This window comes from Methylophilus sp. 5 (assembly GCF_000515275.1).
GTDB lineage: Bacteria > Pseudomonadota > Gammaproteobacteria > Burkholderiales > Methylophilaceae > Methylophilus.
This window is the reverse complement of sequence record NZ_KI911560.1, coordinates 342640-367125: the sequence shown is the minus strand read 5'-3', so window position 1 is coordinate 367125 and position 24486 is coordinate 342640. Positions and strand designations below refer to the sequence as shown.

At 50.4% G+C, this 24486-nt stretch carries 13 protein-coding genes, 1 pseudogene and 1 riboswitch; of the genes and pseudogenes, 3 read left to right on the top strand and 11 right to left on the bottom strand.

Going from position 1 to position 24486, the window contains the following annotated elements:
* The first annotated feature begins 25 nt into the window (after positions 1 to 25).
* Positions 26 to 1216: an ammonium transporter gene (locus tag METH5_RS0101550; RefSeq protein WP_029146843.1), complete on the top strand. Its 1191-nt coding sequence runs from the start codon at positions 26 to 28 to the stop codon at positions 1214 to 1216.
* Positions 1217 to 1309: 93 nt separating this feature from the next.
* On the opposite strand, the gene METH5_RS0101545 is transcribed toward METH5_RS0101550, so the two are convergent.
* Both METH5_RS0101545 and METH5_RS0101540 read right to left on the bottom strand, forming a co-directional pair.
* The gene (locus tag METH5_RS0101545) at positions 1310 to 2416 is read right to left on the bottom strand and encodes an NADH:flavin oxidoreductase/NADH oxidase (RefSeq protein ID WP_029146842.1); all 1107 of its coding nucleotides are present in this window, start codon (positions 2414 to 2416) and stop codon (positions 1310 to 1312) included.
* Positions 2417 to 2443: 27 nt separating this feature from the next.
* Positions 2444 to 3634 (bottom strand): MFS transporter, encoded by a 1191-nt coding sequence (locus METH5_RS0101540; RefSeq protein ID WP_036307462.1) that lies wholly within the window; start codon positions 3632 to 3634, stop codon positions 2444 to 2446.
* 88 nt (positions 3635 to 3722) lie between these two features.
* Between METH5_RS0101540 and METH5_RS0101535 the strand changes: the two genes are divergently transcribed.
* On the top strand, positions 3723 to 4034 hold the full coding sequence (locus METH5_RS0101535) for a helix-turn-helix transcriptional regulator (protein ID WP_029146840.1): 312 nt from the start codon (positions 3723 to 3725) through the stop codon (positions 4032 to 4034).
* Positions 4035 to 4464: 430 nt separating this feature from the next.
* Positions 4465 to 4626 (top strand): annotated as a pseudogene (locus METH5_RS14685) (nickel-responsive transcriptional regulator NikR); the annotation flags it as partial.
* 134 nt (positions 4627 to 4760) lie between these two features.
* Here METH5_RS14685 and METH5_RS0101525 read toward each other — a convergent pair.
* The 9 genes from METH5_RS0101525 to METH5_RS0101480 all read right to left on the bottom strand — a co-directional run bounded on the left by METH5_RS0101525 (position 4761) and on the right by METH5_RS0101480 (position 24486).
* A complete protein-coding gene (locus METH5_RS0101525; RefSeq protein ID WP_036307461.1) occupies positions 4761 to 6830 on the bottom strand; it encodes a TonB-dependent receptor in 2070 nt (689 codons plus the stop codon).
* Between the two features lie 42 nt (positions 6831 to 6872).
* The gene (locus METH5_RS0101520) at positions 6873 to 9047 is read right to left on the bottom strand and encodes a TonB-dependent siderophore receptor (RefSeq protein WP_029146838.1); all 2175 of its coding nucleotides are present in this window, start codon (positions 9045 to 9047) and stop codon (positions 6873 to 6875) included.
* Between the two features lie 217 nt (positions 9048 to 9264).
* Entirely contained in the window at positions 9265 to 9690 is a 426-nt protein-coding gene (locus tag METH5_RS15300; protein ID WP_255337138.1) for a DUF2946 domain-containing protein, read from the bottom strand.
* Between the two features lie 214 nt (positions 9691 to 9904).
* Positions 9905 to 11239, bottom strand: a complete 1335-nt coding sequence (locus tag METH5_RS0101510; RefSeq protein WP_369758895.1) for a hypothetical protein — start codon at positions 11237 to 11239, stop codon at positions 9905 to 9907.
* Positions 11240 to 11348: 109 nt separating this feature from the next.
* Positions 11349 to 13442: a TonB-dependent siderophore receptor gene (locus tag METH5_RS0101505; RefSeq protein ID WP_029146835.1), complete on the bottom strand. Its 2094-nt coding sequence runs from the start codon at positions 13440 to 13442 to the stop codon at positions 11349 to 11351.
* A 196-nt stretch (positions 13443 to 13638) separates the two neighbouring features.
* Positions 13639 to 13868: riboswitch (cobalamin riboswitch) on the bottom strand.
* A 208-nt stretch (positions 13869 to 14076) separates the two neighbouring features.
* Positions 14077 to 18213 (bottom strand): sulfite reductase subunit alpha, encoded by a 4137-nt coding sequence (locus METH5_RS0101500; protein WP_029146834.1) that lies wholly within the window; start codon positions 18211 to 18213, stop codon positions 14077 to 14079.
* A 22-nt stretch (positions 18214 to 18235) separates the two neighbouring features.
* On the bottom strand, positions 18236 to 18619 hold the full coding sequence (nirD, locus tag METH5_RS0101495) for a nitrite reductase small subunit NirD (protein WP_029146833.1): 384 nt from the start codon (positions 18617 to 18619) through the stop codon (positions 18236 to 18238).
* Between the two features lie 15 nt (positions 18620 to 18634).
* On the bottom strand, positions 18635 to 21199 hold the full coding sequence (gene nirB, locus METH5_RS0101490; RefSeq protein WP_029146832.1) for a nitrite reductase large subunit NirB: 2565 nt from the start codon (positions 21197 to 21199) through the stop codon (positions 18635 to 18637).
* Positions 21200 to 21720: 521 nt separating this feature from the next.
* The gene (locus METH5_RS0101480; RefSeq protein ID WP_036307460.1) at positions 21721 to 24486 is read right to left on the bottom strand and encodes a nitrate reductase; all 2766 of its coding nucleotides are present in this window, start codon (positions 24484 to 24486) and stop codon (positions 21721 to 21723) included.

Below are 24486 nucleotides of genomic sequence, written 5' to 3'. Positions count from 1 at the left end.
TTACTACTATTAGTCGGAGAGCGAAATGGAAGCATTAGTGTCAGCGAATGACGTCTTGTTTGTGTTGCTAGGGGCCATTATGGTGCTGGCCATGCATGCCGGGTTTGCCTTTTTAGAAGTCGGCACCGTGCGTCAAAAAAATCAGGTCAACGCCCTGGTTAAAATCATGGTGGACTTTTCTGTGTCTACCATCGCCTATTTTTTCATTGGTTACAGCATTGCCTATGGCATCAATTTTTTCAGTGGTGCCGACGTGTTGGCCGCCAAAAATGGCTACGACCTGGTTAAATTCTTTTTCTTACTCACCTTTGCCGCCGCTATTCCGGCGATTGTGTCCGGCGGCATTGCCGAGCGTGCCAAATTTAATCCGCAAATGGCCGCGACTTTTCTGATTGTCGGTTTTGTTTACCCGTTTTTTGAAGGCATCGCCTGGAACAACCATTTTGGTTTTCAGGGCTGGTTAAAAGCCAGTTTTGGCGCTGGCTTTCATGATTTTGCCGGTTCTGTTGTCGTGCATGCCATGGGCGGCTGGATCGCACTGGCCGCTGTCATTTTGCTTGGTGCGCGCACTGGCCGCTACACCAAAGATGGCCGCTTGCACGCTTATCCACCGTCTAATATTCCTTTTCTTGCGTTGGGCGCCTGGATACTCACCGTCGGCTGGTTTGGCTTTAATGTCATGTCTGCGCAGTCGATTCAAAATATTACTGGCCTGGTGGCTGTTAACTCGCTAATGGCATTGGTAGGTGGCACGCTGGCCGCACTGGTGCTGGGTAAAAACGACCCCGGTTTTGTACACAATGGCCCCTTGGCGGGGCTAGTGGCTGTGTGTGCGGGCTCAGATGTCATGCACCCGCTGGGCGCATTAGTCACCGGCGCGGTCGCAGGCACCCTGTTCGTATGGGCGTTTACGGTGACCCAAAGCCGTTTGAAAATTGATGATGTACTCGGTGTGTGGCCGTTGCACGGTTTATGCGGCGCCTGGGGTGGGATAGCCGCCGGTATTTTTGGCTGCTCGGCACTGGGTGGCATGGGCGGCGTGAGTTTGATCAGCCAATTAATCGGCACACTGCTAGGTGTCGTGGTCGCGCTGGTTGGCGGAGCTATCGTCTATGGCCTGATTAAAAAAGTAGTTGGCTTAAGGCTGGATGCCGAATCAGAATTTGACGGCGCGGATTTAAGTATTCATAAGATTCCGTCGGTGTCAGGGGACTGAGTTTTAGACAGAAGCCTTTAACTACCTGATACTGCGATTTAAAATAAACCTGCCAAATGGCAGGTTTATTTTTTTGTGCGGCTAACGTTAAGCTTAGTCCGCGGTCGGGCTTCTATATCTTGCCAGCCAGTGCGCATAAGGTGCTGGTAATACCCAGGCTGGATTTTCCTTATTCAACGCTTTGGCGGCAAAATATGGCCAGTGCGGGTTTTCCAGATGCGCACGCCCAATCATCGCCAGGTCCAGATGTTCTTGGCGAATCGCGTTATCAGCCAATGACGGCGCACCAAAACCCCATGCGGATGAGACGGGAATGCCTGCTTCATTGCGCACACGTTGGGCAATCGGTGCCAAAAATGCAGGTCCCCAGGGGATATTGGTCTCGGGAATAGTGAAGCCGACACTCACACTCAGCATATCCAGGCCGCGTTGTTTCCAGGCTTTCACCAGTTGAATTGATTCACTCAAGGTTTGTTCATCGTTGCCATCGTATTCAATCACACCGAATCGTGCCGTGAGTGGCAGGTTTTCGGGCCACACTTCGCGGATGGCTTCCACGGTTTCAATGGTGAAACGTGAGCGATTTTCAAAACTGCCACCGTAACTATCGGTGCGGTGATTAGAATGTGCCGAGGTAAAACTTTGCCCGAGGTAGCCATGCGCAAAGTGGATTTCCAGCCACTCAAAGCCTGCATCCAGTGTGCGTTTGGCCGCGGCCGCAAAATCATTTTTTACGCGTTGAATATCTGCAATGGTCATTTCTGTTGGCACGCGTGGTAAGTCACCACCAAACGCAATCGCCGAAGGCGCAATGGTTTGCCAGGCGCGTGGGTCGTTCTCTGCGATATGGTCATCGCCCTCCCAAGGTTTGTTGGCGCTGGCTTTGCGGCCTGCATGCGCAATCTGGATGCCGGGCACTGCACCAGCGGCTTTGATGGCTGCCGCAATTTCACGCAGCTTTTCAGCTTGTGCATCATTCCATATGCCCAGGCAGCCCGGGGTAATGCGGCCTTCTGGCGCAACGCCAGTGGCTTCTACAATCACCAAACCGCTGCCACCACGGGCGAGGGTGGTGTAATGCGCCAAATGCCAGTCATTTACCACGCCATCTTCGGCCATATATTGGCACATGGGCGGAATCGCAATGCGGTTTCTGAGAGTGACATCTTTTAATTGGTAGCTTGAAAATAAGTCAGCCATGATGGTCCTTTTATAGTTAAAGCGTATTTACGCAGGTGTTGAATGAGGGCGGCTTGAAACCAGTCGTAGTTCGACCACCGCCAATACGAGTCCGACAAATACAATGCAGGCGGCAATCCAGCCTATCGAGGTGAGCCCTAATCCTGAGGAAATCACCAGCCCACCGACCCAGGCGCCTGCGGCATTACCCACATTGAAGGCGCCGATGTTCATGGCAGAGGCCAGGGTAGGGGCACCACTGGCTTTTTCGAGGATTTTTATCTGTAGTGACGGCACCATCGCAAAGCCCGCAATGCCGAGTAAGCCAACCAGGCTGACGACTGCAATCTGGTTATGCGAAAACAGCGAGAACGAGGCCAAAGTGGCGATGATGAACATCAACGCACCTATCAGTGTTTTATCGAGGTTGATATCTGCAAGCTTGGCGCCAATGATGTTGCCAATCACCATGCCTACGCCAAATAATAAAAATACCGGCGAGATGGCGGCGGGTGAAAAATGGGCCACATCAGTCAAAATCGGCGCGACATAGGTCAGGATAGCGAACAAGCCGGTATCCGCAATAATGGTCAGCAGTAACCCGGCAATCACCTGCGGTTGCAACAAGGCATTGATCTCAGACTTAACCGCCACTTTTTCTGCATGATGGTCACTAGGCACCAGAAAGTAGATGGCTGCCAACGCCAACGGGCCTATCATGGTCACTGCCCAAAAGGTTGATCGCCAACCCAACAATTGGCCCAACCAGGTGCCCGCAGGCACGCCAATCACATTGGCCACTGTGAGGCCGGTAAACATTAATGCAATCGCCAGTGCGCGCTTGTCTTTAGGCACCAGGCTGGTGGCCACCACTGCGCCTATGCCAAAAAACGTCCCATGCGCAAATGAAGTCACCACTCTCGCGATCATCAGCGTGGTGTAATCCGGCGCGATGGCGCAGATCAGGTTGCCCAGCGTAAATATACCCATCAACCACAGCAAAGACTTTTTGCGCGAAAACTTGGCCATTAATATAGACATAATCGGCGCGCCAACGGCGACACCCAAGGCATAGCCACTGATTAAGAGCCCTGCCATGGGAATAGTGACCTGTAAGTCGCGGCTGACTTCGGGCAACAAACCCATAATCACAAACTCTGTGGTGCCTATGCCAAACGCACCGGCCATTAATGCATATAAGGCGAGGGGAATGCCTTGAGACGATTTTTGTTTATTCATCACGCTACTTTATGTTTTAGGTTAACTTCTAATGTTCGAATATAATCGAACTATAGAATAATATCAAGCGTTGTGATAAATTTTAAACATGCGGCAAATTAAGCATCCGAGTATTGATCAAGTAGAGCTGACAGACATCATGTATGCCCTGTCTGACCCGACGCGCCTTGAGATTGTTGGCCGTTTGGCTAATGCTGGCCGCAAACTCACATGCGGTGAGCTGGATTTAAATCGCCCTAAATCCAGCATGTCGCATCACTTTAAAATCCTGCGCGCAGCCGGATTAGTGGAAACCTTAATTGAAGGCACAGAGCACATGAATGCGCTCAGAGTGGCGGAGATTGAGCAAAAGTTTCCTGGGGTGTTGCAGTCGGTGTTAACTGCGCTTAATAAATCATAAAGCTATGATTTATTTGTTGAAAAACACCTCAAATTAAGAGGTGTTTTTTACTTTTCTGACCTTATGTTTTCTCCTCCAGATAATCAGATCGATTACAGAGTCACGAGTGTATAGGCGGGAAATCTAGCTGTCTCACAATGTTGTATCTGGACTCACGTCAAGCCAACAAATGGCTAATGATCTCAGCCGGGATTACCGTCGTATCCGCTAGCCGCTGATTGTTTGGCTAGTCGCTACCATTGTTTTTCCGATGAGTCTTTAACCAGCAAATAAATAAAAATAAACCATAAAACTGTATAAAAGGTACAGAAATAAATACTGCTGAATTCGGTTGATGAGGGCTACTTCCTAGGATGGCGCCTGCCAGGTGAGGGAGAAAAACTAAAGGTTGTAACAGTGTTTGAATTGCCCCTAACAACAGCATGCACATCATCATGTGTTCATTGCTGCACAGCACGTACATTTAGACCATGAGCATTGCATGGAAACAGTCATGCTAAAGGGCAAACTTGCTGAAGTAGAAAAATGCGTCGATGCCATCTCTTCTCAAACAGGCATTACGCACGTCAAACTAAACATTATTCCGCGTTAGAAATTATTGCATTATTTGCTAAGTTTTAACCAAGACGAAAAAAACGCATAAAAAATGCCAACCTCAACTGAATCATCAGCATGAGATTGGCAATTACTTAAGTGTTGAACGCTGACCTATTTAATTACGCTTAACTACCACTTGTATTGCAACCCTGCATAAGCAGCACGGCCAGTGCCTGGGTTAAATATTTCCATCGTCGGGTCTGCAGTTCCAGCAATCGCAACGTTTGCGATATAGCGTCTATCGGCAAGGTTTCTTCCTTCTAAATAACCTGACCAACCTTTGGCCTGCATATAACCAAGTCTTAAGTTCAGCAACATGTATCTGTCCACAGTGGTGGAGTTAACATTGTCAGCGTAATAAGAACTAGGTGACCACTCGATATTAGGTCCAGCATAAAAACCATTCGGGTGTTTATAAACGACCTCTGACCTTAAGAAATGCTTAGGCACACCGGGCAAACGGTTGTTGCCGTAATTAGGGTCATTATCGAAGCGGAAGTCATTAAGCGAATATGCAGCATTGAATACGAAGGTATCGCCTTGTGTAAAAGTAGATTTCAGGAATGGCAAACCAATACCAGCCTCTAAACCTCTATGCTGAGTCTTCCCTGCATTCACTACAGAACAAGGTGCCCATGGCGCAGTAGTCAAACACTGTAATTCGTTTTTGATATCTGCATGGTAAATCGCAAAATCCCAAGTGAAATCGGGACGTGTACCGCGTGTGCCAATTTCGTATGTGGTTGCCGTTTGGGCATTCAGGTCTGAGGTGGCCGTCGAGACAAAGGTATTCGCATCGTAGGTAGGTATTTCAGCGCTACGGGAAATATTCGTGAATACTTGCCATGAGGCATCTACATCCCATAACAGGCCAATCTTTGGACTAAAAAGATCATATGTACGGCTACCGGATTGGTCTCCATCAGACAGGAATCTGTCTTTTCTGTCACGCTCTGCATGTAGATATTGCACGCCTGCCACCAGTGCTACATTTGGTAGGAATGAAAAGGTATCCTCTGCATAAGCCGAGATATTCTTTGACCTATCAATGTTAGATGCAGCGAGTGCTCCCTTGATGCCGCCGGTTAGGTTAACGTACTGATCGTTGTCGATCTTCCCGTTATGTATATTGGCACCGACCACTAAGCGATTATTAAAGCCGCTGATTTGGCTGTCATCAGTGGCACGTATAAAGCCGCCATAATCGCGCACTGTGTAATCCAGGTATTGAAAGATCGGATGGTCTACGTGACGATTGACCCCAAATACTCCAAGTTCCACAGTGGTTGAACCGAAGCGCAGAGTGGTTTTATTGGCTAAACGCTGAGAATTGATATTGCGCTGCTGATCTACACGGGTGAATTCTGATGCGGCTGTCCTAGGTGAGTGCAAAGCAGATGCTTTGGATACTTCTCCTGGCAAGCGTTGGTCAATTGCATTCAAGTTCACATAGAAACGCGTCTCTGCATCCGGCGAGAATTGATAGCCTAAATTCCCGCTCAGTCGCTGCTGGTCACCATCGCTATGTTGGCGATAACCATTAAACTCTTGTGCTGAAGCAGTAATAAAATAATCCAATGGGCCACTCACACCACCTGTACTAGCTTGTGCTCTTTTATAGCCAAAACTGCCAATATCAACACGGCCAACGAATAAATCTGCATCACGACCTGTGGGTGTGACATAGTTGATTGCACCGCCCAAGGTATTCGCGCCATATCGCATCGCATTTGCGCCCTTGTATACCTCGATATAGCGGAAGGCCGTTGGATCAATTTCAAAGTTATCTACCAAGCCGTCAGCAGTATTAATTGGGATGCCATCCATATACATGTTGATGCCACGGTTACCATAATTGCGGGAAAGACCCGAACCTCGAATGGAGATACGTGCATCATCGCCATATCGGGATTGCGCGAAAATGCCAGGCACCCATCCCAACATATCTTTGACTGTCTGTGCAGGCCCTCCCTTATAGGCTGTATCTGGTACAACTTCTACAGCTCCAGGTATGCGTTGAATATCGACTGTCGCTTGTGCAGTATTTGGAACAGTCAGCGATTGGGCACCGCTCTTAACCAAGGCTTTTTCTGTCACACTTACTTCAGGCAATGAGTCTTCAGCATTGACTACTATTGGTGCCACAATCAGGCAGGCACTCGCCATTACTGCGTATTTTTCGCAGATTGAATAAATCATTTTTTAACTCCAAAGTACTACAACTTGTAAATGTGTTATCTCTTAAAAGCTGACTGATACACCAACGTTCACTGAACGTCCCATCGCACGTACAGGCTTAGGAGCATTTGTCATGTTGCCGCTGACATATTCCAAACCGCCCAATGGCAAGTTGTACTGACGATCAAATACATTATCTATACTGGCATCCAACCTGATTGTTTTGTTTAGCTTGTAGGTTGTGCGGTAGTTTGCAATGCCATAGCCTTCTGTGGCTTGCTCAGCACGAATAGCACTCAAATGATCCTTGGCACTAACGGTAACGGCCTCAAACGTGTTCGACCATGCACCTAGGCTATGATCAATCGCCAAACGTGTGTTCAAAGGCATGATGTTATAGAGGTTGTCACCACTGGTCGTTCTACCACGGGTGTAGCTTAACGCCGCACGCACTGTCCACTCACCATAGGCTTGACCAAGAAGCTTCTTGCCGGAAACATCGACGCCGTAAAGTTGGGCATCTTCATTCGTGAATGTCAGAGACTGGCGCCCTAACAGCCCACTCATGTTGAACGGATTGGATGAGGTGTTTGCCGTGGCGTTGATATAGTCTTTCACGTAAGTATAGAAAGGGGTTACTCTCAACTGCCAATTCTGGCGTTCCGCGTCATGCCAATCAGCGCCCGCTTTAATGCTATAAGCTACCTCTGGTTTGAGATCCAAGTTGCCGACATACGAGTTTAGGTCTCCAAACCAGTTATTCATCAGGCCTGCCATCATCGCTTCGCTTGACCATGTATAGCGTTCATGTAGGTTAGGTGAACGGGTCTTGCGTGAGAATCCAATATCGTAGGTTTCGTTTGAGTTATTCACATAACGCGCTGAGGCGGTCAGGTCCCAATTCAAGTCTCTCCGTTTGTGCTCTCTGGCATTAAATGCAGCCGCATCCGTTTCATAGGCATCGCCAAAAGGTGCGCTAGCGTCGTAATACCCTTGAACATCACCTGTATTCATAGTGACTTTCTCAACACGAGCACCAACTTGCGTGGATAACTTGTTACTGACTTTGGTATCCAACTCAGAGAACAATGCCAACCGATCACGTCTACCCCCGTTGACATTCCAAAAAGTATTAGGCCCCATCGCCGTAGACCCAGCCAATGGAGGCCACCAGTCATCCAAGCTATAGCGATGGAACTCATGGCCTAAGCGGGCCGTTTGATTTTCATTTAACGGTGTTGTACCCATAATTGAGTAGCCAAGATCAACAGCATCGGTGTCCATTGGCATATACGAATCAGCAACGGCAAAGCCCGCCGCCGCAGCTTTGTCTGACAATACGTCCATCTTATGGCGTACACGCTGGCGGAAAGCACGCGCTTCCAGAATCCCCCAATCAAAATTTCCGCTGTAACCAACATTGATAGACATGCTCTTGTTGTATGTCATATCCATCGCTTGATTAGGGTAGCCTTGTAAGGGGATATCTTGCCAGCCAAGCGCTACGGTCCAGAGATCTGAACCTGAAGCAGCTGCAAATTTCAATGTGTTATTTCGTACCTTATAACGACTGGCTACAACCTTATTGCCATTGCCATCATTGTAATTACCGGCATCAACCGTATTGCCTACATACCCAATGCTAAAATTTTCGGTGGCAGCATTTGCCTGAACACTTACGCCATTCACGCTCCCATTGCTGCGATGAAAGGCAGTGACATTCCCGGACGTTTTAATACCTTCGCCAGTTTTCGCAAACACAGGTGGTGCAGACTTAACGGCTATCGCTCCACCAATAGAATCCCCGCCTTGGCTAACAGGCACAATCCCTGCATATACGTTTATTTGGCCTACTGCGGCTGGGTCGATGTACGATAATGCAGGATTCATGTGGTTTGGACATGCCGATGTAATGCTCATGCCATCAACTGTGACTTTTAAACGGTCATCGGCCAAGCCATTGATCACAGGCAAACTTGACACCCCTCCACCGGTATAAAAGCTGACGCCTGGGATGCCCTCCAATAATGTACTCGTGTCATTAGTAGCAAAACGTCGTGCATTCAAAGTTTCGTCAGTTAATAAAACACCAAATGCAGGCAATCTTTCGCCAATGACTTTAATTTCTGGCAACTGCTGGACTTCCTCTGCCCAAGCCCCGGAACATAAGGCCAAGCCAATAGCCACGTTCAATATCGACAAACGAGGGGCTACGACAATTGGATTTTTCTTTTTCATAAATACTGCTTTCCTGTAGTTAATTACGGCGCTGCTTGGCCACGCCAACACTGCTAGGATCAATACGTTGTGTATGTACATATTCAATACAACATTTTGGAAGTCGATAGCAGGCTATTCCCCGAATCGAGTTAGCGACTTTGCTAAACACGATGGACGGCCAAGCACAAATATCTCTCTGTCTAGGTGAGCCAGGCAGGAAATAGAGCGAACTGAATTAGGAAATGACTGGCGGTGCGCGGGAGGTGTGCGCAGTAGGGTAGAAATTGGAAACTACAGGTGGCTGATACTCGCTTAGAGCGATGCTAGCCTGGGCTTGTTGAAAAAGGATGTATGCTGGACTATATGTAGGTAGCGCGACTTGATCCAATGCCATATTACAGAAAGGACAGTGGTTCAAGTGGTGATTTAACGATACTGGTTTCTCAGAAGGCTTAAAGTTGATCTGGGTAGATAACTGCTTACCTTGAGTAGTGGTTACTATGACTAATAACTTGCTACGTTGTGTAGAGCACACCTCGCCCATGAAAGTTTTACCACTTTGCATCGGGAATGCAATGCTCAGCGTCGGCACAAGACTGACCAAAAGCATAGCCAGTATGGCAAGCCTAGCAATCAGTTTATGTGTCGCTGAGTAAAACATTTTTCGATTTTAGCTGGATTGTTAATGAATGAATATCAATTTTTCCATTTAATGTCTCATGCTCACGGAGTCCTCAAAGGTACTCGGTGCAGTGATGCTTGCCCTTTACCATTCGTAACTAAGTAACTGACGGAATTAACCTTGAACCTCTCCCTAAAAGCCCAACAACCCTCATGGCAAATTAACATAAAGGCCTAAAAGCGCAGTTGGTTTATTAATGGCGTAACCTGCGCCAGCCGAGCACGACTCCTGCGACGCTTACGAGGATGCCGCCAAGAGAAAGCGCAATAATAATTGCTTGACGACTAACCTCATCGTTTCGGAGAGGAGGGAAATCCATACAGTGCAGTGCATTGAATAACCATCTGTAGAGTCGGCTATCATTGTTGTGGGACGATACAACTTGTCCTGTCTCAGGGGCTAGGTAATATGTTGTTCTTTCGTTATCGGCAAACTCCACTTTAAGTACTTTTGAAATTTTGTGTTCAGGGTTAGAGCGATAGTACATGTCGCCATCGTTTAACCATTCAGCAGATATTTGCGTTACGCCAGGCTGCATAGCTTGTGCCCGATGGGCAAGCACTGTCTGATCAAAAGTCGCTACAGCTGCACCATTTGAGATGTCGAGGAGGTATTTACTATCTGCTGTATACGCCAACAACCGAACTTTTCCATCGAACTTGGCCCATTCGATTTCCTTAATCTCTTTCATAGCCAACTGACTGGGTAACTTCATTTCGCCTAGACTTATCTTGCCTCCCGTCCATGCAAGAGTTTCCTGTTCGCTCATTTTACGAGAGGATATCCAGTCAAAAGGCTTGACCGACAGCCAGCCACTAAAAAGCCATGTGATGCAAAAGATACCTGCGATCAAACCTGAGAAATGATGCCAGCGTGCCCAGCCACGGTATGGTGAGACACGGTTATTGCTATACCTGCGCTTGATGCGAATCCTTTGTATTCCCAGCCACATACCTAATGCTGTTAATACAAAAGCTGCGCCTGAAGTCCACATGATCACTTGTCGCCACAATTCACGCTCCACACGCAGAGGAGTGAAATATATCCAGTGAATAACAGACCCCAGCCAGTTCCAAGTACGTTCATTTAGCTGCGTGTCCAGCACGACTTCACCGGTATGACTGGATACGTAAAGCTCAGTGCCCTTATCATCTTTCAGTACGATTTTATGCAGTGGGCGATGTGCATTTAAACCGGATGAAATTGACCATTGATCTCGGGTAATGAGATGGCTGCTCTGAATGCCAACATGTGGAGAAAACTCTCTAATACTGCCTCTAATCAGGTCATTATCGACTGCAAGCCGCTGACCAGTATCCGCCCAGATTGATAGCCATGAGTCGCCCTGTAAAAAATGATAGGTGGGCCTATCATTGTGCATATTCAGCCTGACTATTTCGGGTTCATTATGGCTTCCGGCGATAGCCCATGCTTTTTCAGCACTGAATTTAATCTTGCTTAAGTCAACTGCCCTTAGTGTTGCAAGGCGTTCCTCTTGATTCAGTTTAGGATAGCCTACGTAAAGCATCACGAGGCCTGAGATAAACCAGAGTAGTACAAACAACCCTAAGCTTATCCCTAGCCAACGATGCCATAGATGCAGATTGCGTAAAGTAAATAATCGCATCGAATGACTTTTAGTACTTGAACTCAGCAGTTAATTCCAGCTGCCTTGGGGCTCCAATAATTTGCTGAGTACTTCCGTAAGCCAATGCAGCGTAGAATTTATCCGTAAGATTACGCAAATTTGCCCGCAACGTTATCTGCCTGTTGATATTCCAGGCTGCACTCGCATCGTAAACGGTATAACTGTCCATAGTAATCGCGTTGGCACTATCGGCATAACGTTTACCCACGTATCTGGCACCTACACCGGCCTCCCATTTAGGTTGCTGATAATATAACCAGGCGTTAGCCACACGCTCTGGAACATTGGAAGGCGTATTGCCTGCACGTGATATACCGGCATTACCTTCCTTGAGCTCGTCAAAACGAGCATCCAGTATGGCTATATTGAAATCTGTGCGCCAGTTTTCAACGGGAAACAGCGTAGTTGCAAATTCAATACCTCTTGAAGATTGCTTACCGCCCTGGATAGAGATGGATGGGGTGATTGGATCACGCGTGATGATGTCATCTTTAGCTATGTGATATAAGGCAAGTGTCATTTGGCCTTTCGCATCAGGCAGTAGGTGCTTAATACCTATTTCCTCCTGACGGGACTTAGTCAGGTCAAACTGAGCGTTTGCCAAATTCAAACCTAATAAGTTAGCAATAGGATCTGTTCCTCGGCTCATCTGCCCATACAATGTAGTATTTTGCGTCAAATCAAATACAGTACCTGCGCGCCAGGTTAACGGTGAGAAATCCTGATTAACATTGGGGCCTCCTCTGTAATCTTTACGATATGTATCTATCAGGTCCTTTCGCAAACCAACTACCAGTTTTAATGTATCAGTAGCATTAAATGCATCCTCAACAAAGAAAGCTTGCTGCTTGAGATCAGCATCATAGTTTTTCAGGATAGCAGTAGTGCTTAAAAATAGGCCAGGAGAGAAGTTAGACACAGGGACATTGTCTGAAGCAGTGTTGCCTGCATTGCTGCTATGAAGAAAATCCGTATGAGATATTTCCCAACCCGCTGCTATGCGATTCTGATGTCCAAACACGGTATCAATTGAGGCCAACTCCATACGGTTGCCATACTGGGTCTGGTCATGTTCGATAGCTAAGAAACTAGTGCGTGTTACTCGATTAGTCGTGGTATTCAGTGCATAGTTTTCCGCGTTACGCCATTCCCGATCCGACTTAAACCAGTATGTCTCATTTTTGAATTTTAATGAGGGGGTGATATCCCATTCAACCTTGGCCCGAGCCCGTGTATCAATGAAGTCCATTTTGTTATTGTCTACATTGAAGTTGGATTTACGTAATGAGCGCGAAATTTTGCCATTCACTAATGGAGAGCCATAGATGGCTGTCGGTGAATCCTCTGCATGGTCAAGAGTAAAACCAACCCGTAGATTTTCTGTAGGGGTGAATAGAAACGACGACATGATTTTTTTACTTTTATAATCGCCGCGATCTATGTACCCATTACCCCCTAATGCAGATGCGTCAATACGAAAAGCACCAACATTACCTATTGCACCTGATCCACCAACACCGGTCCGATAGGCACCCCGTGTTCCCAATCCGAACAAAGCTTCAAGAGATGTTTCCCTGCTGGCTTTTTTCCTGACACTATTAACAACACCTCCGGCCGAACCATCGCCAAATATGACGGAAGCAGGCCCGCGTAGCACTTCAATTTGCTCGTAACCCCAAGTATCTGATGGATAGGTAAGTGTGCCAGCCCCAGTCACAAGCCGAACGCCGTCTTCTGCTTGTGCTACAGAGTTGTTTCCTGTGAATCCACGTGATGAAAAGGATTGCCCATTGCCGGGGGTGCTAATATCAGTAATGCCAGTTGTACGAGTAACGGCTTCTTTTATGCTGATATCTCCACGTTGGCGAATGGTTTTGCTGTCGACTACTTCGACGCTAGCTGGTGTCTCTTTTGCGGTCAACCCCAATCGAGTTGCCGTACTATTGGTTTTATTGAGATTGATTGCTGCCTTAGGTTCTGCAGGTGCGTTAACTACCACCTCTTCTAGTACATCATCTTCTGCGAATGCAGTGCTGGACAGCGCTGCCAATATGGCCACGCTCAAGACCTTTTGTTTAAACATTATTGTATCTTCCCTGAAAACTATTCAAATTAACGTGACCAATCCGTCACGTACTTTGCTAGTAGCAGGATTCAAAGAATGGACAGCCTGATTCATGCCGGTGAGCGACATGACATAACTGCTGTATACGGTGTTATAGATGTGTAAACGATGAATTGATATTCACTTCTATCAGGAGCACCCCGCCCTAATTCGAACTCTGCGACTACACCAAGGCAGGTCTCCTGACTTTCGGGTCACGGTCTATTCGCAGCCTTCCCAAGTGATGGACTCAGTGGCTAGATGAGCGAACAGGCTATCCGATTACAGTTGCGGGGGCAGTTCCGGAATGGTCTCGTAGTAAGTTAAGACGGCACCGGATTCCCTTTTAATCCGCTTGGCTTTGTTTAAGTATTGCCAAGCTGAACCATGGTGGGGCGAGTGTAAGTCTGTAGTACTTTGATGTCAATGCACAAACAAAAACTTATACACCTGATAATCAACTGGCTGAATGGAGTCAATGCTTTACATCAAAAAAAGACCCAAGGCGTTAACCTTGAGTCTCTCTATCAATGGTGGCCCCTCTGTGAGTCGAACACAGCACCAACGGATTTATGCGACGCTCTGCCAGCAAATTATTGTGCTATAGGCTATTTTAGTAAACATCCCGCACGTATCGTTTTTCCTGGGACATTTTTGACACATAGTCAGCGGCATCTTCTGCACTCATCTTGCCGTGCGTTTGCACAATCGTTTTCAAGGCTGCATCCACATCTTTTGCCATACGGCTGGCATCGCCGCACACGCAGAAATGGGCACCTTGTTGCAGCCATTGCCATAGCTGTTCGCCTTGTTCCAGCATGCGGTGTTGCACATAAATCTTGTCGGCTTGGTCGCGTGAGAAGGCGGTATCCAGGCGGGTCAACACGCCTGCTTGTTGTAGTGTCTCTAATTCTTCGCGGTAGTAAAAGTCGGTGGTGGCGTGTTGCTCACCAAAAAACAGCCAGTTTTTACCTGGCGCTGCGGTGGCCTGGCGCTCTTGCAAAAAGGCGATAAATGGCGCGATGCCGGTGCCGGGGCCGACCATAATCAGCGGTGCATCCGGGTTTTTTGGTGGGCGGAAATGTGCTGAGAGTTGTAGAAAAATAGGCACATTGATATCACCTGCGCGGTCAGCCATAAAGGTGGAGCAAACGCCGCCACGCGCGTTGTCTTTACCGTAACGCACGGTGGAAACAGTCAGGTGCACCTGGTTGGGATGTGTTTTCGGGCTGGACGAAATGGAGTAAAGGCGCGGTTGCAGGCGTTTTAACACTGCCAGCCATTCGCTTGCTTCGACTTTGATGGGATATGCCTGTAATACGTCGATGATTTGTTTACCCCATAGCCAGTCTTTGAGGGCTTTGTCGTCGGCCATCAAACTGGCAAGCGCGCTGCTAGCACTGCGCTCTTGCACAAATTTGAGCAGGTCAGGCGTGATGCGGGCAATCTCATAGTGATGTGATAGTGCATCCACTAAAGCGATGTCGCCGTGATCTTTGACGCTCACCATGGTGGAGGGTGAGAGTTTGAGCGCACTCAGCATGTCGCCTACCAGTTCAGGGCAGTTGGTGGGCCAGACGCCGAGTGCATCGCCCGCTTCATAGCTGAAGCCACTATTGGTGAGGTCAAAGCCAAACTGGCGTATTTCTTTCTCTGCGCCGTGGGCATTGAGGCGCTGGTTAATGACTAATGGCGCTTTGAGTGGGTGCTGGCGGGTATAGCCTGAAGGCGTTGCTGCGGCAGTTTCTGCCACTGCTTCATCTGCATCCCCGGCCAGTGCCATGGCGGGTTGCGCCACGCTGGCGGCACTATTGGCTAAGGCAGTCATCACTTTGCCCAGCCATTCGTTAGCGGGTTGTTCAAAGTCCGGCTCACAGTCCACACGATCGCTCAGGCGTTGTGCACCCAGCGCTTCTAGTCGCGCATCCAGTTTACGGCCAAAGCCACAAAATTGATCATAGTTCGAGTCGCCAAAGGCCAGTACCGAAAACTGCGTATTTTGCAGATTTGGTGCATTGTCTGCCTGTAGCGCAGCCCAAAACTGATGAGCATTATCAGGCGGATCGCCATCACCAAAGGTGCTGGTGAGTATGAGCAATTGCGTGGTGGAGGCCAGGTCTGTCACTTTGAAACTGTCCATCTGACTGATATTGACACGACGGCTTTGCGCTTTGAACTGTTCTGCACACTTTTCGGCAAAGCCTTCTGCATTACCGGTTTGCGAGGCCCAGAGAATGGTCATTGGTGCGCTGGCTGGTGCTAGCGGCAGGCCAGCTAAATGGCTCTCAGCAGGCAGCCAACTGCGTGCAAATAGCCCTGCTAATATGCCGTTGACTAATAAATGCTTGGTGGGGGCCAGTGGCGCACCCTCTGGCAATGTAGGGACACCGCCTAGCTTGCGTGATTCTTCTGTACGCAGGCCAGTAATAAATCCCTGTAAATACAACTGCTCCTGGGCATCCAGGGTGATTTCCGCTGGTGCATCCAGGCCAAGCAGTCTGGCGAATGCGTCAATATCTTTCATCTCTAATTCCTTGGCGTGATTGATTGCATCACTGGTACTGATCTCTGCCGGGATGTGTTTATCTGACGTGCGTGGGGCGGAGACGCGTGTCATGGCCACGGCGCAGAATTTGAATTCGGGTTGTTGCGAAATGGGGTCTATGGCATCACTGGTGACGGCATTAATGGTTAAATCATCCCCAAACACATCGTTCCAGTGAAAAGGTGCAAAGCAGTTACCTGCGCGCACGCGGTCGGTCACCACGGCCGGTAATACGGCACGGCCACGCCGCGAGCGAATCTCGACCTGATCTTTGTCTTGTATGCCTAACGCAGCAGCATCTTCGGGGTGCAGCTCTACAAACGGGCCAGGGTTGAGCTTGTTCAGCGTGGCAATCTTGCCGGTTTTGGTCATGGTGTGCCATTGGTGTTGCAGGCGGCCGGTGTTGAGTACAAACGGGTAGTCTGGGTCTGGCAGTTCGGCTGGGTCCATATGCGGGCGGGCAAAAAACACGCCTTTGCCGCTGGCGGTGGCAAACGCAATACGCGGTTGGCTACCATCTTCGCGAATGGTCAGCTTTTGGCTGATGCCGTCGTTGAGATAGCGAACCGGATGGCGATCTTCTGTGTTGTCTGGCGCGCATGGCCATTGCAGAGGTTGCTGGCGTAACTTGTCATGGCTCACACCGCGGATGTCGTAGCCGGTTTTCAGGTTAGAGGCGCGAGTGATTTCTTCAAACACTTCAGCGGCAGAGGTGTAGCTGAAGCCTTCGCTAAAACCCATCTCACAAGCGACTTTGGCAATGATCTGCCAGTCTGCCATCGCTTCACCCGGCGGGTTCACGGCATGCTGCATCAAGGTCATATTGCGTTCTGAGTTAATCATTACGCCTTCTGCCTCGGCCCACAACGCACCAGGTAGCAGAATGTCAGCATAGCGGTTGGTTTCAGTATCCAGGAAGGCATCCTGGGCAATCACCAGCTCGGCTTTTTCCAAGCCCGCAATCACATTTTTACGGTTGGCCATGCTCGCCACAGGGTTGGTGCAAATGACCCAGCATGCTTTAATTTGGCCTGCCATCATTTGCTCAAACATAGCGACGGTGCCGCCACCCAGGCGAGTGTGCAGTGTGCCTTCGGGCACTTGCCACAGGTTTTCTATAAACTGGCGATCCTGTTCGACTAGCACTGAGCGCTGGCCTGGCAGGCCAGGGCCCATATAGCCCATTTCGCGGCCGCCCATGGCATTAGGTTGCCCGGTGAGAGAGAACGGGCCACTGCCAGGGCGGCAGATGGCGCCGGTGGCCAGGTGCAGGTTACAAATCGCGTTGGTGTTCCAGGTGCCATGCGTGCTTTGGTTGAGGCCCATGGTCCAGCAACTGATCCAGTTTTTGCTGGTGCCTATCCACTCTGCGGCCTGGCGGAGTGCGTGTTCATCGATGCCGGTGATCTCTGCGACTTTTGCTGGTGAATATGCCTCCAAAAAGTCTGGCATGACTTCCCAGCCTTCGGTGAATTCGGCAATAAATGCGGCGTCGGTGTGGCCATTTTTTACCAGCAGATGCAACAGGCCATTGAGTAAGGCTAAATCTGTGCCCGGCTTGATCTGCATAAACAGGTTTGCTTTGTCAGCCGTGGTGTTGCGGCGAGGATCCACCACAATCAATTTCGCCCCGGCTTTGACTCTATCCATCATGCGCAGGAATAAAATCGGGTGGCAATCGGCCATGTTGGCACCAATGACGAAGAACAAGTCGGTCTGGTCAAAGTCCTGGTAAGAGCCGGGTGGGCCATCAGCTCCTAGCGACAATTTATAGCCACTGCCTGCGCTGGCCATACACAGGCGTGAGTTGGATTCAATATTGTTGCTGCCGAGATAGCCCTTGACCAGTTTGTTGGCGAGGTACTGCGATTCTATCGACATCTGGCCTGAGACATAGAGGGCAATCGCATCCGGTCCATGGTCGTCCAAAATGGCGCGCAGGCGGCGGGCGGTTTCCTTAATGGCGGCATCCATGCCGGTACGCACTGACTCTTGCCCGCGCGCTGGGCGCACATAGGCATATTCCAAGCGGCCAGAGTCGGCAAGGGCTTGTGCGCAGGTATTGCCTTTGGTGCACAGTCGGCCAAAGTTGGTCGGATGCTGCTTGTCGCCGTAGACCTTGATCACTTTATGGTTTTCTACTTCCATCACAATGCCGCAACCGACACCGCAATAAGGACAGACTGATTTTACCTGCGTGACCATAGACCGCTAACCCCGATGTGACCTAGACCTGCACCCAGACTGCGCCATCACGCAGTTCTACCGGGTAAGTCTTGAGGCAGATGCTGGCATCCTCTACACAAACACCGGTACGCAACTGGTAGTGATGCTTGTAGATAGGCGAGGCGACTACACGTTCGCCGCCTAAATCACCGACGATGCCACGCGACAGCACGTTGGCGTCGCTGTGCGGATCGTAGTTATCCATAGCGTAGAGCTGATTGTCCTGCAGGCGGAAAATGGCAACCTGACGGCCGTCGAGCAATGCGCAGACGCCCATATTCGGCCAGATGTCTTCCAGGGCACACACTGAGTGCCAGGTGCCTAAATTGTCTGCGATTTGATTCATGACAGCATCTGATGACACTGCTTGTTGTAACTGACTCATCTGTGACTCCATTGATTATTCTGTGGTGGCGAGGATAGGGATCACCTTCGCAGCCTGTTTTTCCTGTACCGTCGCCGGGCGCATTTGTTCGCGTTCGTTGACAAAGACGATGTTGTTATCGCCAGCCGCGCTGTTTACAAAGCTGCGGAAACGTTTGCGCACTTCAGGGTCGTTGACAGCGGTTTTCCATTCGTCCTGATAGTTGTCGACCACGTGTTGCATTTGTGCTTCCAGCTCAGCGCCCAAACCGAGCGAGTCATTGATCACGACGTTACGCAGGTAGTCCAGGCCACCTTCCATGTTGTCGCGCCAGGTGCTGGTGCGTTGCAGGCGGTCGGCGGTGCGGATATAGAACATGAGGAATCGGTCTATCATGCGGATCGCCTCTTCTTTAGTGAGGTCGCTGGCAATCAGCTCGGCGTGGCGTGGCTTCATGCCGCCGTTACCACACACATAGAGGTTCCAGCCGCTTTCGGTGGCGATTAAACCGACGTCTTTGCCTTGAGCCTCGGCACATTCACGCGTACAACCTGAGACACCAAACTTGATTTTGTGCGGTGCGCGCAAGCCTTTGTAACGGTTCTCCAACTGCACGGCGAGGCCAACGCTGTCATCCACACCATAACGGCACCAGGTCGAGCCAACGCAGCTTTTTACTGTGCGCAATGATTTGCCATAGGCATGGCCGGACTCAAAGCCAGCGGCGATCAACTCTTCCCAAATATTAGGTAATTGCTCAACGCGGGCACCAAACATATCAACCCGTGCACCGCCAGTGACCTTGGTATACAAATTATATTTTTTGGCAATCTGGCCAATCGCAATCAGGCCGTCAGGGGTGACTTCGCCGCCTGGCATACGTGGCACCACTGAGTAACTGCCGTCTTTCTGGATATTGCCGAGAAAGTAGTCATTGGAGTCTTGCAGTGAAGCCAAGTCTTTTTTCAGGATAAAGTCGTTCCAGCACGAAGCCAGCACACTGGCTGCGGTTGGTTTACAAATGTCACAACCCATGCCTTTGCCATGTTTTTCCAATAGTTCGTCAAACGTGCGGATTTGCTCAACACGCACCAGGTGGTAAAGCTCCTGGCGCGAATATGGGAAGTGTTCGCACAGATGGTTATTCACTGTCATGCCCAGTTTCACCATCTGTGCTTTCATCACTTGTGTCACCAGTGGCACGCAGCCGCCGCAGGCTGTACCGGCTTTCGTACAGGATTTGATGGCACCTATACTGCAATTACCCGCAGCCACCGCCTCGCCAATTGCGCCTTTGCTCACGTTGTTACAGGAGCAGAGCACCGCCGTGTCTGGCAGGGCATCCACGCCCAGGCCTGGTTTTTCTTTGCCATCGCTGGCAGGCAGAATCAAAAACTCCGGGTTTTCCGGCAAAGGCATCTCATTGACGGTCATCTGTTGCAGCGTGCCATATTCATCGGCATTGCCGATTAACACCGCGCCCAGCAGTTTTTTGCCATCTTCGCTAACGACGATTTTTTTGTAGATATTGCGTACTTCATCCGTGTACTGATAGCTGCGGCAACCATGGGTCTTGCCATGCGCATCACCAACACTGGCCACATCGACGCCCATCAGTTTGAGTTTGGTGCTCATGTCTGCACCCTGAAAGGTGGCCGTGGTTTCACCTGACAAGTGCGCACATGCGGTGCGCGCCATATCGTAACCAGGTGCCACCAGGCCGTACATCTCGTCGTGCCAGCTGGCGCATTCGCCAATCGCGTAAATGTCGTGGTCACTGGAGCGCGAGAAATCATCAATGGCGATACCGCCGCGGGCGCCGATGGCCAGGCCAGATTCGCGTGCCAGTTCATCACGTGGGCGGATACCGGCGGAGAACACGATCATGTCGGTTTCCAGCCAGGTTTCATCAAAAAACACCATGCGATGACGTGCGGTTGCGCCGTCCACAATCGCGGTGGTGTTGCGGCTGGTGTGCACGTGTACGCCCAGTTCTTCAATCTTGCTGCGCAATACTTTGCCGCCAGCCTCATCGACTTGTACTGCCATCAGGCGTGGGGCAAATTCCACCACATGGGTGTCGAGACCCATGTCGCGCAATGCTTTGGCGCATTCCAAGCCCAGCAGGCCACCGCCGACCACCACACCGCTTTTGGATGTTTTGCCGGCTGCGGTCATGGCTTCCAGGTCTTCAATGGTGCGGTATACAAAGCAGTTGTCACGATCACGCCCGGCGACCGATGGCACAAATGGGAAAGAGCCGGTCGCCAATACCAGCTTGTCATAGGGCAAGACGGTGTTGTCTGTGAGGGTGACGGTATGCTGGTGGCGGTCAATGTGGCTGACGCGGGCATTCAGGCATAACTCCAGGCCCGGGCGGTCATAAAAACCAGGTTCGACTAATGAAAGATCTTCAGCCGTGCTGCCTGAGAAAAAGCTGGAGAGGTGCACACGATCGTACGCAGGGCGTGGCTCTTCGCCCAATACGGTGACTTGCAGGTTTGCGGCTGTCAGGTCCGGGTGGCGCTTGACCAGCTCCTGCATAAAATAATGTCCCACCATGCCGTTGCCGACCACTACTACGCGGGTAAGTTGATTCATCGTGTGTTTCCTATCAGAGGCAAGCATGTGCATGCATTGCGGTTTACTAAATATTTACTAGGCTTAAAAACGAAAAAAGGCGTCCACAGCTTATCGAGCGACTACCTGAGGCAGTACGAAAATAAGCTATGAACGCCGTTGTCCATAAAGGGATTGCCTGACTAAAGCATCCCTTATTAAATAAAGTAATCATCGTTAATCAACGAGATTTATTGTCATAAAAGCAATTGGCGTGCCAGAAATTTAGGTGGTGCTTCTGAGCGGGATGGGAATGTGATAAGTGACTGTTATTGATTGGATTATTTCTGGCTAATCTGTCATTTATTTGCTGGCCAGACAGCAACGCAGGGGTATGGTAATAGTGCGGCGCACAATAATGGTGCGCATTGAGCTGATTGCACCAGCATCGACCTTTACTTTATATGCAGGCGCTGGCGCACTTGGCTTGTTATCAAAAAAATAAGCATCGCCCGTGTATCATCATATGGGCCAAGAGCGTCTCGGCAATTCAAGTGAGCACATCAAGCGTGCACCTTGCCATGCAATTTGACCAGGCGTTTTAGCTCAGGCAGGCATGAGCCACAGCTGGTGCCGCACTTGAGCTTGTTTTGCAGGGTGGGCAAATCGGCGCCCATTTCCAGTGTTTCGATAATCTCGTTTTCCGAGACATCCAGGCAGTTACAAATAATTTTGCCACGGCTATGCTGGCCTGCGGGTGGCGCACTCAACGGTGCCAATGCCCAGCGACGCAGTTCGGGGGTGAGCTCCCCCTTGGACATCACTTCACGCAGCCAGTCGGCTGCCAGCACTTCACCAATCAGGCGCACGCCGGTGACCTGGTTATCCTGGACCAGAATATGTTTGCTGACGCCGCGTTTGGCATCGTTATAGGTCAGCATGGGCGCGTCTTCTGTCATCTCCAGCAGCGCATCCAACTCGGTAATCAACGCGGGGTCAGGCGCCGTGTGGTGTGAGGCGCGCAGCATGACCATGCCCGCATCGCGGCCATATAAGCCGCAACTGGCGTAATCAAAACGTTTAAGCAATTTGCGGATGTGGTTAATCAGCTGTGCGTTTTCGCAATTGCGCATCACGACCATTTGCCATGGCAAGTCTAACTTTTCTAGTTTAACGGCAGTGTGTTTGAGCTCGGGCTGTTTTGATAGTTTGTCGACGGCCGCTGGCATCAATGCATTCACGCCCAGGCCATGCATAAACTGGCTGCTCCAGTGCATTGGCATGAAAATCTGCGCCGGTTGCACTTCGTCAGAAGCCTGCACGCGCACCACCAGGTTGCCACGTTTATTGCTGACTTTGACAATATCGCCATGCTTGATTGAGCGGCGCTGCATATCATTGGCATGCATCCAGATGACAGGCTGCTCTTCATGGTTAAACAGCTGCGCCACGATGCCGGTACGGCTCATGCCATGCCATTGGTCGCGCAAACGACCTGTGATCAGGTGAAAGGGGTGACGCGCATCTGGTTTGTCGGCGGTGCCTTTGTAAACCGCACTCATAAAGTGTGCTTTGCCACCTGGTTTTTGGAACACGCCATCGGTATATAAACGCGCTTGGCCTTGGCTAGCACCCGATTTAAACGGCCACTGTTGCGGGCCTTGTGTTTCCAGAATGCTGTAGCTCAAGCCTGTGATGTCGAGGTCACGGCCACGTGTGGTTTCGCGGTGCTCGTTAAAAATGGTTTCGGTATCTGGATAGTGAAACAGGCTGCCGGGTTTGCCTAACTTTTGGGCTAGCCGTTGTGCAAAATCGACCACGGCTTCCCAGTCATGGCGCGCTTCGCCTGGTTTGGGGGCGGCAGGGCGCACGCGCGTAATGCGGCGCTCGGAGTTCGTCACCGTGCCTTCTTTTTCACCCCAGGTGGTGGCCGGTAAAAACACATCGGCATAGGGGTTGCTGTCGGTGTTATTAAAAGCATCTTGTAACACCACCAGCTCGGCGTTTTGTAGCGAGGCCAGCACATTGTTGAGGTCTGGCATCGAGTGCGCAGGGTTGGTGCAGGCAATCCAGATCGCTTTGATTTCACCACTTTTGACCGCGTCAAACATTTCGACGGCGGTTTTGCCCGGCGTGGCGGGTACGTCTGGCACGCCCCACAAACGGGCGACTTCGGCACGGTGCTCGGCATTGGCCAGGTCACGGTGACCTGAGAGCAGATTGGCCATGCCGCCGACTTCGCGTCCGCCCATGGCATTGGGTTGACCGGTGAGCGAGAACGGGCCTGCGCCTGGCTTGCCAATCTGGCCGGTGGCCAGGTGCAGGTTAATCAGGGTGGCATTTTTCTCGGTGCCGTGAATAGACTGGTTCAGCCCCATGCAGTACATAGAGAGCGTTGGGCCCAGGCCAAACCATTTGGCTGCCTGGATAATATCTTTTTCGCTGACGCCGCAAATATCGGCCACCATTTTTGGTGTATATTCGCGCACGGTTTCCTTGAGTGCTTCAAAGCCTTCGGTATGGTTGCGGATATAGGCCATATCGAGCAAGCCTTCCCACAGCATGACATGCAGCAGGCCGTTAAACAGCGCGACGTCAGTGCCTGGCAAAATCGCCAGATGCAAATCGGCCAGTTGTGCGGTGTCGGTGCGGCGTGGGTCAACCACCACAATTTTCATGTCAGGATTTTTTGCCTTGGCATCTTCAATGCGGCGGAACACAATCGGGTGTGCAAATGCGGTGTTGGAGCCTGCGATAAACAGGCACTGTGTATGGTCAATATCGTCATAGCAGGCCGGGGGCGCATCGGCGCCTAACGTGACTTTATAACCCGCCACAGCTGAGCTCATGCACAGGCGCGAATTGGTATCGACATTATTAGTGCCTATCAGGCCTTTGGCCAGCTTGTTAAACACATAATAGTCTTCGGTGAGTAACTGGCCGGAGATGTAAAAGGCCACTGCATCCGGGCCGTGGGTGTTGATAATGTCGGCAAAGCGGTCAACCACGTGATCAAGCGCCGCGTCCCAGCTCACTTGTTCTCGCGGCAGGTTGCGTGACAGGCGCACCTCGGGGTATAACGCACGTGCATCCAGCTTGGTGGTCAGGTGTAGCGTCGAGCCTTTGGTGCACAAGCGGCCAAAGTTGGCCGGATGCTCAGGATCGCCTTTGACATCGACAATCTGTTTGCCTTCGGTGGTAATAATGACGCCACAGCCTACCCCGCAATAACAGCAAGTACTGCGCGTTTCACGCCGTTGCGGATAAAACGTCACCGGCTCGGCAGTCAGCGGGCTGTTGGTTGTCTGGCGTTGTTGCTGTTGCGTCAT